This is a genomic window from Actinomycetospora sp. (genome assembly GCF_055612215.1).
Genome location: NZ_JBVPVA010000174.1, coordinates 1 through 10383 on the forward strand (window position 1 = coordinate 1; position 10383 = coordinate 10383).

Consider the following 10383-nt stretch of genomic DNA (forward strand, 5'->3'; position numbering starts at 1 on the left):
CGTCGGGTCGATCCCGTGGAGCCCGCTCGCCCGCGGCAAGCTCACCCGCGACTGGGACGAGACGACGACCCGCGGCGACACCGACGAGTTCGGCAAGACGCTCTACCAGGACTCCGACCGCCACATCGTGGAGAAGGTCGCCGAGATCGCCGACAAGCGCGGCGTGTCGAGGGCCCAGGTCGCGCTCGCCTGGGTCATGGCCAACCCGGTGGTCGACTCGCCGATCATCGGCGCGACGAAGCTCGAGCACCTGCACGACGCCGTCGCCGCCGTCGACCTGCAGCTCGACGAGCACGAACTCCACGAGCTCTCCGAGACCTACGCGCCGCGGGGGATCGCCGGCCACACGTAGGTGCCTCCGGCTCGTGAGCACTTGTCCGTGTCATAGGGCGGACAAGTGCTCACGGGCGTGGAGCGCACCTCGGCAGCCGCACCACCTGCGAGGCGAACGTCAGCCCCGCGCCGAAGCCGAGCAACAGCGCGTGGTCCCCGGGCCGGGCGGCGCCCGAGGCCAGCAGCGCGTGCATCGCGAGCGGCACCGAGGCGGCCGACGTGTTGCCCGCCGTCTCGACGTCCCGCGCCACGGCCACGTGCTCGGGGAGCCCGATGGCGCGCACGAGCCCGTCGGTGATCCGGGCGTTGGCCTGGTGCGGGACGAACGCGTCGAGCTGCTCGGGCTTCATCCCCGCGCGCGAGAGGGCCTGGTGGGCCAGCGGGGGCATGCGGGTGGTGGCCCAGCGGAACACCGCCGGCCCCTGCATCCGCAGCGCGGGCATACGGTCGTCGAGCCCCCGGGCGTGCTCGACCCACGACGGCGACTGGATGATCAGCTCGGCCTGCGCCCCGTCGGCGCCCCAGGCCGCCGGCCCGATCCCGGCCGAGCCCGACGGCCCGACCACCACCGCGCCCGCCCCGTCGCCGAACAGGAACGACGTCGAGCGGTCCGTGGGCTCGATGATGTCGGTCATGCGCTCGACGCCCACCACCAGCACCGCACCGTGCCCGGACGCGACCATCGCCCCCGCCACCTCGAGCGCGTAGCAGAACCCGGCGCACGCGGCCCCGAGGTCCATCGCCGCCCCGTGGACCGCCCCGATCTCGTGCGCGACACGGGTAGCCACCTGCGGGGCCGCGCCGTCCGCGGACATCGTCGCGACGAGGGTGACCCCGACGTCGGCCGCGTCCACACCGGCGGCCGCCAGCGCGTCGCGGGCGGCCGCGGCACTCATCGCGACCACGGTCTCGTCGGGATCCGCGAACCGCCGCGAGTGGATGCCGGAGCGGGCGAACACCCACTCGGCGTCGACCTCGAGGTGCGCGCACACCTCCTCGTTGGTGACGGTGCGGCGTGGGCGGTACGCGCCGACCCCGAGCATCACGGCAGGGTGACCGGTGGTCAGGGCGGCGGGGTGAGCCAAGAGGTGCCTCACGAGCGGTGGGGGATGTGCCCACCCACAGTCGCGCGGCCCTCCGGTTACTCGGAAGTCCTACTATTCGGTACGACGATGCAACCGGTCACACCAGGCCGCCGGCACGGCGGCGCGCGCCCGGGCCGGGGGAGAACCGGGACCGGCTCAGCCCTCCGAGGCCGCGACGAGCAGCGCGGCCTCCTGTCCGAGCCTGCCCGCGAGGCGGTCGACGTCCTCGACGACCCCGGGATCGACGCATACGCCGAACGCCAGGGTGTCGCCGGTTGACATGGCTCCGACGCGCAGCGCGTGGCGGGCGCCGATCTCCACCACGGGGCGCAGGCTGCGCACCGGGCGACCGAGCACGCTCGCGGGTCCCCGGGACCCGACGACGTCGGAGATGCTGACCGCGAACTCGCGCGCGCTGGCCTGGAGGGCGCTGACGACCCGGTGCAGCGCCGGTGACGCCGCCGCGAGCCGGCGGACCAGCGCGTCCATCCGTTCCGCGTCGTGGGCGTCCTTCCGCACGGCCGTGGCGCGGTGCACCGCGCGCAGCCGTTCGAGGGGGTCGGCGACGTCGAGGGGGAGGGCGAGGGTGAACCAGGAGTCGCGGTTGAGCGGCCCGCCCCCGCCGTGGTGCAGGCTCACCGGGACCCGCCCGCGCAGCTCGTGCACCCCCGCGCCGTGGTCCTCGAGCCACCGGCGCAGCGCCCCGGCCACCACCGCGAGCACCGCGTCGTTGAGCGTCGCGCCGACGCCGTGGGCCGCGGCGTGCAGATCCGGCACGCTCGCGTCGGCGAACGCGACCGCGCGGCGGGTGCCGATGGTCCCGTCGAAGGGGGAGCGGTGGGGCTGGGCCGCGAACTCCCGCCGGAGGAAGCCCCGCAGGTGCTCGTGGCGGCGGGTGTGGTCCCGGGCGATCGCGGAGGGCGTGGGCGCCGGGGTCGGCCCGTGCCCGGTCTGCTCCTCGTCGAACAGCACCGTGCGCGCCAGCCGGACGAACGTCGTCCCGTCGGCGAGGGCGTGGTGGACGCGCCAGGCCAGGGCCGTGCCGCCGTCGGCGAGGGGGACGACGTCGATCGCCCACAGCGGGCGCGCGCGGTCAAGGCGCTCGCAGAAGCGGCCGGCGACGAAGGTCGCGAGTGCGGCCTCGTCCAGGGGTTCCCCGCCGCGCTCGAGGACGTGGACGGACAGGTCGACCTCCTCGACGGGCACCCACTCGGGGTGCTCGGGCGGGCCGCCGAGGCGGTAGCGGAGCTCGGGCGCGCCCTCGAGGCGGGCCCGGATCCGGTCCCGGACCGCACGCGCGCCCACCGGACCCGGGCCGAGCACCGCGACATGGCAGGTGTGGCCGACGACCGTGGCGCACTCGAGGTCGAGGATGGCGCGGTCCTCCTCGCTGAGGGGGATCCCGCCGCCGGCGGTCACAGGTACCCCAGCTGCCGGGCCTGCGCGGTCAGCTCGTCCCGGAAGGCCGGGTGCGCCACCGCGATCAACCGGCGGGTGCGTTCGGCGATGCTGCGCCCGTGCAGCTCGGCGACGCCGTACTCGGTCACCACGTTGTCGACGATGTTCTTGAACGTGGTCACGGCCGCCCCGGGCCGGAGCTGGGGCACGATCCGGGAGACGGTGTCGTCGGCCGTGCTGGAGTGCAGGACGACGTAGGCGTGCCCGTGCTCGCTCATCACGGCCCCGCGGGCGAAGTCCGGCTGCCCGCCGGACGAGGAGAGGTACTGGCTACCCAGCGACTCCGAGGCGCACTGCCCCAGGAAGTCGACCTCGAGGGTCGCGTTGACCGAGTACATGTGCGGCTCGCGGGCGATGACCGTCGGGTCGTTGGTGTGGTCGACGGGGTGGAACTCGACGCCGGGGTTGTCGGCGACGAAGTCGTACAGCCGCTGGACACCGATCGCCGAGGTCGTGACGAGCTTGTTGCGGTGGGTGGCCTTGCGGGTCCCCGTGATCACGCCGGCCTCGACGAGATCGACGAAGCCGGTGCCCAGCAGCTCGGTGTGCACGCCCAGGTCGCGGTGACCGGTCAGCCCGGCCAGGACCATGTCGGGAACCGCCCCGATCCCGACCTGCAGCGTCGCGCCGTCCGGGATCCGCTCGGCGACGAGGGCGGCGATGGTCCGGTCACGATCACCGGCCGGGGGTCCGGGCACCTCGACCATCGGCCGGTCGTTCTCGCACCAGCCCACGATCTCGCTGACGTGCAGCTGGTTGCCGCCGAAGGTCCGCGGGGTCGACGGGTTGACCTCGACGAAGAACGGGACCTCACCGATCAGGGACGCCGTGTACTCGGCGTTGGCGCCGAGGGACATGTAGCCGTGCCGGTCGGGCGCCGACACCGTCGTGATCACGAGGTCCGGGTGGACCGAGCGGCGCAGGATCCGCGGGACCTCGCTGAAGGAGTTCGGGACCAGGTCGCAGTGCCCCGCCCGGAACGCCTCCCGGTTCGCCGGCGAGAGGAAGTACGAGACGTGGCGCAGCCCGGGGAACTCCCCGTCGATGTAGCGCCGCTCGCGGGTGGCGAGCATCTGGTGGAGCCGCACGCCCTCCAGCCGCGACGCACCCGCCTCGATCGCGTCGACCAGGGCCATCGGCTCGCCGTTCGAGGCGCCGACCACCACGTTCGCGCCGGGGCCGATGTGGTCGAGCACCGCCTCGGGCGACCGCCGCGTCGTGGTCAGGGCGTCGGCGGTCGGGGTCACGGACTCTCCCGGGGAGGACGGGGCGCGTGTGTCGCCGGAAGCCTAGCCAGGACGGCGGGCCCGGGTCAGCAGCGCGGCGCCCACCTCCTCGACGACCGCCGCGTACCCGCCCTCGTCGCACAGCGGCGCGTAGAGGATCTGCTCCGCCCCGGCGTCGGCGTACTCGGCGAACCGGGCCACGACGTCGTCGGCGGTCCCGTACGGCACGCACGCGTCGACGATGCGGTCCATGTCCTGCCCGTAGATCCGTGCCAGGGTCCCGACGGCGAGGGTGCGCGCCTCGGACCGCGACCCCGCGACCGCCGACCACGCCAGCAGCCCACCGGTCACCGGCCCGCGCCCCTGCTCCGCCGCGACGTCGTTCGCCACCCGCAGGCCCCGGGTCACGCGGTCCGGGCTGCACAGGTAGGGCATCCACACGTCGCCGGCCCGCCCGGCGCGGCGCATCGAGGCCTCGGTGCGCCCGCCGATCCAGACCGGCACGGGGCCGACCGGCAGCGGGTCCAACCGCGTCGGCTCGCCCTCGACGGCCACCGCCTCGCCGGCCAGGTAGGCGCGCACGACGTCGAGCGCCGCGTCCGTCCGCCGCCCCCGCCCGCTGACCGGCACACCGCACGCGGCGAACTCCGCGGGGTTCTCGCCACCGACCCCGACGCCGAGCTCGAACCGCCCGCCCGACACCCCGTCCAGCGTCGCGGCCATCTTCGCCGCCAGCGCCGGGGGGTAGAGCGGCAGCAGGGTGACCGCCGAGAGCAGCCGGATGCGCGTCGTCGCCGCCGCGGCCGCCGCCAGCGTGACGAACGCGTTCGAGGTGGGGCTGCCGAAGAGCACGTGCTCGCCGGCGCCGAGGAACGCGAACCCGAGCTCCTCCGCACGCGCCGCCAGCGCCGGGAGCCCGCCCGCGTCCGTCGTGGCCGGGAGCATCAGCCCGACCTTCACGGGTGCCCGCCGTCCCGAGGGGTCGAGCTCCACTCCGCTGCGTATCCCGCCCGCGCCAGCACCGCTGCCGCCATCCGCAGGTGCACGTCGTCGACCATCTCGCCGTTCACCACCCCGACCCCGGCGCGACCGGCCTCGACGACGTCGCGCGCGTGCGCGACCTCCTCGTCGGACGGCGTGAACACCTCGTGCGCCAGCGTCACCTGCGTCGGGTGGATACAGATCTTGCCGTCGTAGCCGAGGTCGCGGCCCTCGCCGGCGTCGGTCCGGAAGAAGGCCTCGTCGCGGACGTTCACCACAGCCTGGTCCAGCGCCCCGACGCCGCCGAGCCGCGCCGCGAGCAGGACCTCGGACCGCGCGAACAGCACCTCGCGGCTCGACGACGTCCGGCGGCCCCCGACCGACGCGATGTAGTCCTCGGCGCCGAAGTAGCCCGCGGTGATGCCCGGTTCGGACAGCAGGTCCCGCGCCCGCGCCACCCCGCGTGCGGTCTCGATGCCGACGACGACGGGTCGGTCGCCGACGCGTCCGCGCAGGTCGGCGAGCTGCGCCGGGTCCTCGTATTTGGGGAGCACCACGCCCGCGCGGGTGCGCGCGACGGCCTCGACGTCGTCGTCGAACCAGGGCGTCGCCGGGGGGTTGACCCGGACCAGGAGGAGCGCACCGGCCCGGTCCCCCTCCCCGCCCGCCAGCTCTCCCACCGCCTCGACGGCGCTCGCGCGGGCGGTGTCCTTGTCGCCGGGCGCGACGGCGTCCTCGAGGTCGACCGCCACCGCGTCGGGATCCGAGCGCGGCGCCTTCGCGACCATGTCGGGCCGCCCGCCGGGGACGAAGAGCAGCGATCGCGGGACGTTCACGACGCCGGCCGCCGGTGCATCAGGCCCGTCCGGCGGACGGAGCAGACGAGCTCGTTGCGCTGGTTGTGGGCGCGGTGGGCGAACACGACGATCCCCGCGTCGGGCCGCGACCGGGACTCCCGGGCCTCGACGACCTCCGTCGCGACCCGCACCGTGTCGCCGTGGAAGACCGGCGCCGGGAAGGACGCGTCGGTGAGCCCGAGCTGCGCCACGATCGTCCCCAGCGTCAGTTCCGGGACACTCAGCCCGACCACCAGGGCGAGGGTGAACATGCTGTTGACCAGCGGGCGCCCGAACTCGGTGGTCGCGGCGTAGGCGTGGTCGAGGTGCAGCGGCGCCGGGTTCATGGTCATCGTCGTGAACAGCACGTTGTCGGTCTCGGTCACCGTGCGGCGCGTCGCGTGCTCGACGACGAGGCCCTCGGTGAGGTCCTCGAACCACAGTCCGCTCACGGAATCATCTCCCCGTCGCCCCACTCGCTCCGGCGCGCGCCCCCGAGACCGCCTCCGCCAGCGTGTCCAGCGACGACGGGTCCTCCAGGGCGCTGGTGTCGCTGCGCGCCTCGCCGTGCAGCAGCACCTCGCGCATCAGCCGCCGCATGATCTTCCCGGTGCGGGTCTTGGGCATGGCGGCGGTGACGATCACGCGGTCGGGCCGGGCGATGCCGCCGATGGTGTCCGCGACCAGCTGCTTGACCTCCTCCGGCACGTCCTCGGGGGACCCGGAGGACACCGTCACGAACGCCACCGGCACCGTCCCCTTCATGTCGTCGGGGACCCCGACGACGGCGGTCTCCACCACCTGCGGGTGCGATCCCACCACGGCCTCGATCTCCATGGTCGAGAGGCGGTGGGCGGCGACGTTGATGACGTCGTCGGCGCGCCCGAGGACCCACAGGTGCCCGTCGTGGTCGACGACGGCCTCGTCATTGGTGGCGTACCGGCCGGGGAACCGCGAGAAGTACGTCGCGAGGTAGCGGTCGTGGTCGTCCCACACGGTGCGGGCGAGGGTGGGGAACGGCCGGGTCATGACCAGGTTGCCCTTGGTGCCCGCGGGCACCGGGCGGCCCTCGTCGTCGACGACCTCGCAGGCGTGCCCGGGCAGCGTCGTGCCCGCGGAGCCGGCCTTGAGGTCGTCGACCCCGGCCACCGGATAGGTCCACGTCGAGCCGGTCTCGGTCTGGCCGTAGGCGTTGACCACGGGCACGCCGAGGGTGTCGGTGGCCCATGCGAACGTCTCGCCGTCGAGGGGTTCGCCCTGCACCGTGATGAGGGCGAGCCGGGGGAGGGGATGGTCGTGGGCCAGCTGGTCGCCGAACTTCCGCAGCATCCGCAGCACCGTCGGGGCGCACAGCACCTTCGTGATCCCGTGGCGCTCGCACACGTCGTAGAAGCGCGAGGGGCCCGGGGTGTCCAGCGCGCCCTCGTAGCAGGCGATCGTCGCGCCGTTCGCGAGCCCGCCGATCACGGCCTGGATCGGGAACGTCAGCCACCCGACGTCGGCGGCCACCCAGTACACGTCGTCCTCGGTCAGCGCCGCCTGCCAGTGCGCGTTCGCCCAGGTCCCGAGCAGGAACCCGCCGACGGAGTGGACGACGCCCTTGGGGCGCGACTCGGTGCCGCTGGTGAAGATCAGGAACGCGGGCTCGTTGGCGTCGAGCGGGACGAGGGCGCTGCCCTCGGGGTGCGCCTCGACGAGCTCGGCGTAGGAGGTCTCGCCGTCGGTGAGGGGGACGCCGTTGCCGGTGCGGTCGACGACGACGGTGTGGTGCACCGTCGGTGCGTCCGGCCGGGCGGCGCGCAGCGTCTCCAGCAGCGGCACCGGCTTGCCGCGGCGGTAGATCGCGTCGGCGACCACGACGACGCTCGCGCGGGCCGCCGCCAGCCGCGAGGCCACGGCGTCGCGCCCGAAGCCGGAGAACAGCACCGTGTAGATCGCGCCGATGCGGTTGCAGGCGTGGATCGCGGTGAACGCCTCGACCAGGTTGGGCATGTAGATGGCGACGACGTCGCCCTTCCCGACGCCGAGCGCGGCGAGGCCGGCGCCGAGCCGCGACACCTCGTCGGCGAGCTGGGCGTAGGTCAGGGTGCGGCTGTCGCCGGGCTCGCCCTCCCACACGACGGCGGGGCGGTCGGCCGTCGCGGGGTCCTCGGCCCAGCGGTCGACGCAGTTGTCGGCGACGTTGATGCGCCCGCCCTCGAAGTAGCGGAAGTCGCCCAGCTCGCCGGTGCGCACGGTGTCGTAGGGCTCGAGCCAGCGGTGCTGCTCGGCGACCCAGGCCCAGTAGTCGTCGGGATCGCGGTCGTGGCGTGCCCGCGCCTCGGCGATCTCGGCGGCGTAGCGCTCCGAGCGCTGCTCGGGGCGCAGCGGGATCAGCGGCGCCGAGATCAGGGCACCGAGGGTGTCGCGATCATCCATGACCGGCTCCTCTAGACGGGGCTGACGGGGTGGTGGCGGCGGGGCGCGCTGCGGGTCCAGCGCTCGGCGTGGCGCAGGCGGACGGCGAGCTCGCCGCGCAGCTCCTCGCCGGGCACCACGGTGTCGACGACGAGCTCCGAGGCCATCCGCAGCAGGTTGATCTCGGCGCGGTGCTCCTCGACGCGGGCCGCGACGAACGCCGCGCGCTCGTCGTCGTCGACGATGTCGGCGACCTTGCGGGCGTAGACCGCGTTGACCGAGGCCTCCGGGCCCATCGCACCGATGAACGCGCTCGGCAGGGCGATCGTGGCGCGCGGCTCGAAGCCCGGCGCGCACATCGCGTAGAAGCCGGCGGCGTAGGCCTTGCGCAGGATCACCGAGAACTTCGGGACCTCCGCGGAGGCCATCGCGGTGATCAGCTTCGCGCCGTGGCGGATGATGCCCTGGCGCTCCACGGCCACGCCGACCATGAAGCCGGGGACGTCCTGGAGGAACACCAGCGGGATGTTGAAGGCGTCGCACCAGGAGACGAACCGGGCGGCCTTGTCGGCGGAGTCGACGTGGATCGCCCCGGAGCGGGTCTCGGGCTGGTTCGCGACCAGGCCGACCACGCGGCCCTCGATCCGGGCCAGCCCGACCACGATCTCCGGGGCCCAGTCGGGCTTGACCTCGAAGAACGTCCCGGCGTCGACGAGCCGGTCGATGACCTCGACGACGTCGTAGCCGGTCACCGGGTCGTCGGGGATGACGCCGGTCCAGTCGGTCTGCTCGGGCTCGCGGGGCTCGACGACGGTCGGACGCTGCGTCCAGTCGTCGGGGAGGTAGCTCAGCAGGAGGCGCGCGGCGGCGATCGCCTGCCAGTCGTGGGCGAACACCGAGTCGCCGCAGCCGGAGACCTCGGCGTGCATCCGGGCGCCGCCCATCTCCTCCGGCGTGGTGTGCTCGCCGGTGACCTTCTCGGCCACCCGCGGGCTCGCGAGGAACATCGAGGCCCGGCCCTCGACCATCCCGACCCAGTCGGTGAACGCCGGCATGTACGCCCCGCCGGCCGCGGACGGGCCGTGCAGGCAGCAGATCTGGGGGACGCGGCCGGAGAGGGCGACCTGGAGCCGGAAGATCGCGCTGGCGCCGCGGCGTCCGGGGAAGAAACCCATCTGCTCGGTGAGCCGGCCGCCCGCGGAGTCGACGAGGTAGAACACCGGCAGCAGGTCGCGGTCGGCGCGCTCGAGGATGCGAATCTGCTTCTCGCAGGTCAGCTCGCCCCACGAGCCCGCCTTCACCCCGAAGTCGTGGGCGATCACCGCGACCGGCCGGCCGTCGACCGTCCCGACCCCGGTGAGGACGCCGTCGGCCGGGAGGGACCCGGCGAGCAGGCCGTCCTCGACGAAGCTGCCCTCGTCGAGCAGCACGGCCAGGCGCTCGCGGGCGGAGAGGGTGCCGGGGTAGCGGCTGGTGTCGCCGCCGGCCCGGGCCACCTCGGCCGCCCGCAGGAGGTCGTCCGCCGAGGGAGGTGCCGGCGCCCCCGGGGGGCTGGGCGCCGGCACCTCCCTCACCGGACGCATCCCGTTCGCCGTCCCCGTCACGGGACCAGCCGCTTGGAGAGGATCTCGAGCTGGATCTCGTCGGTGCCGCCGCCGATCCGCAGGATCCGCACGTCGCGCTGGTGGCGCACGATCGGCGTCTCCTCCAGGTAGCCCGCGCCGCCGAACAGCTGGAGGGCCTCGTCGACGATCCACGCCGCGGCCTTGGCGGCGAAGTACTTGGCGGCCGCGACGGAGCGCCCGGCCTCGGGGTGGCCGCGGTCGAGGCGGTCGGCGGCCTGGTAGGTCAGGGCGCGCGCAGCATCGAGCTCGATCTCCATCGCGGCGACCCGGTGGCGGATCGTCTGCAGGCCCGACAGCGGCGCCCCGGCGACCTCCCGGCCTCGGACGTACTCGGTGACCAGGGTGATCGCCTCGGCGGCGTGCCCGAGGCCCATCGCCGCGAGCACGACGCGCTCGAGCTGGAAGGCGTCCATGATCTGGTAGAAGCCGCGGTCCTGGCCGC

10 protein-coding genes are annotated in these 10383 nt (G+C 74.4%); 1 reads left to right on the plus strand and 9 read right to left on the minus strand.

Annotation, left to right across the window (positions count from 1 at the left end):
- Positions 1–352 (plus strand): aldo/keto reductase (locus AC0CYZ_RS04810; RefSeq protein ID WP_472212865.1); only part of this gene is annotated, 352 nt, incomplete at its 5' end.
- A 49-nt stretch (positions 353–401) separates the two neighbouring features.
- Here AC0CYZ_RS04810 and AC0CYZ_RS04815 read toward each other — a convergent pair.
- The 9 genes from AC0CYZ_RS04815 to AC0CYZ_RS04855 all read right to left on the minus strand — a co-directional run.
- Positions 402–1376, minus strand: coding sequence for a beta-ketoacyl-ACP synthase 3 (locus AC0CYZ_RS04815; protein ID WP_472212867.1), 975 nt, complete (start codon positions 1374–1376; stop codon positions 402–404).
- A gap of 198 nt (positions 1377–1574) precedes the next feature.
- Entirely contained in the window at positions 1575–2837 is a 1263-nt protein-coding gene (locus AC0CYZ_RS04820) for a wax ester/triacylglycerol synthase domain-containing protein (RefSeq protein WP_472212870.1), read from the minus strand.
- Entirely contained in the window at positions 2834–4123 is a 1290-nt protein-coding gene (locus AC0CYZ_RS04825; RefSeq protein WP_472212872.1) for an acetyl-CoA hydrolase/transferase family protein, read from the minus strand. Before AC0CYZ_RS04825 ends, AC0CYZ_RS04820 begins: the two co-directional genes overlap by 4 nt.
- A gap of 42 nt (positions 4124–4165) precedes the next feature.
- Positions 4166–5062 carry an LLM class flavin-dependent oxidoreductase gene (locus tag AC0CYZ_RS04830; protein ID WP_472212874.1) on the minus strand — a complete coding sequence of 299 codons (897 nt, stop codon included), beginning with the start codon at positions 5060–5062 and terminating at the stop codon, positions 4166–4168.
- Complete coding sequence (locus AC0CYZ_RS04835) at positions 5059–5919, minus strand: HpcH/HpaI aldolase/citrate lyase family protein (RefSeq protein WP_472212875.1); 861 nt, start codon at positions 5917–5919, stop codon at positions 5059–5061. Before AC0CYZ_RS04835 ends, AC0CYZ_RS04830 begins: the two co-directional genes overlap by 4 nt.
- Positions 5916–6371 carry a MaoC family dehydratase gene (locus tag AC0CYZ_RS04840; protein WP_472212876.1) on the minus strand — a complete coding sequence of 152 codons (456 nt, stop codon included), beginning with the start codon at positions 6369–6371 and terminating at the stop codon, positions 5916–5918. The genes AC0CYZ_RS04835 and AC0CYZ_RS04840 overlap by 4 nt, the downstream gene beginning before the upstream one ends.
- Before the next feature lie 4 nt (positions 6372–6375).
- Positions 6376–8337 carry an AMP-binding protein gene (locus tag AC0CYZ_RS04845; RefSeq protein WP_472212878.1) on the minus strand — a complete coding sequence of 654 codons (1962 nt, stop codon included), beginning with the start codon at positions 8335–8337 and terminating at the stop codon, positions 6376–6378.
- Positions 8338–8348: 11 nt separating this feature from the next.
- Positions 8349–9881, minus strand: coding sequence for an acyl-CoA carboxylase subunit beta (locus tag AC0CYZ_RS04850; protein ID WP_472212881.1), 1533 nt, complete (start codon positions 9879–9881; stop codon positions 8349–8351).
- A 35-nt stretch (positions 9882–9916) separates the two neighbouring features.
- Positions 9917–10383, minus strand: a 467-nt coding sequence (locus AC0CYZ_RS04855) for an acyl-CoA dehydrogenase family protein (RefSeq protein ID WP_472212884.1), incomplete at its 5' end; no start/stop codon positions are given.

Bases quoted from the DNA above. Each gene is read 5' to 3' on its own strand.
- AC0CYZ_RS04815 (WP_472212867.1), bottom strand. From the start codon at position 1,376: ATGCTCGGGGTCGGCGCGTACCGCCCACGCCGCACCGTCACCAACGAG.
- AC0CYZ_RS04845 (WP_472212878.1), bottom strand. From the start codon at position 8,337: ATGGATGATCGCGACACCCTCGGTGCCCTGATCTCGGCGCCGCTGATC.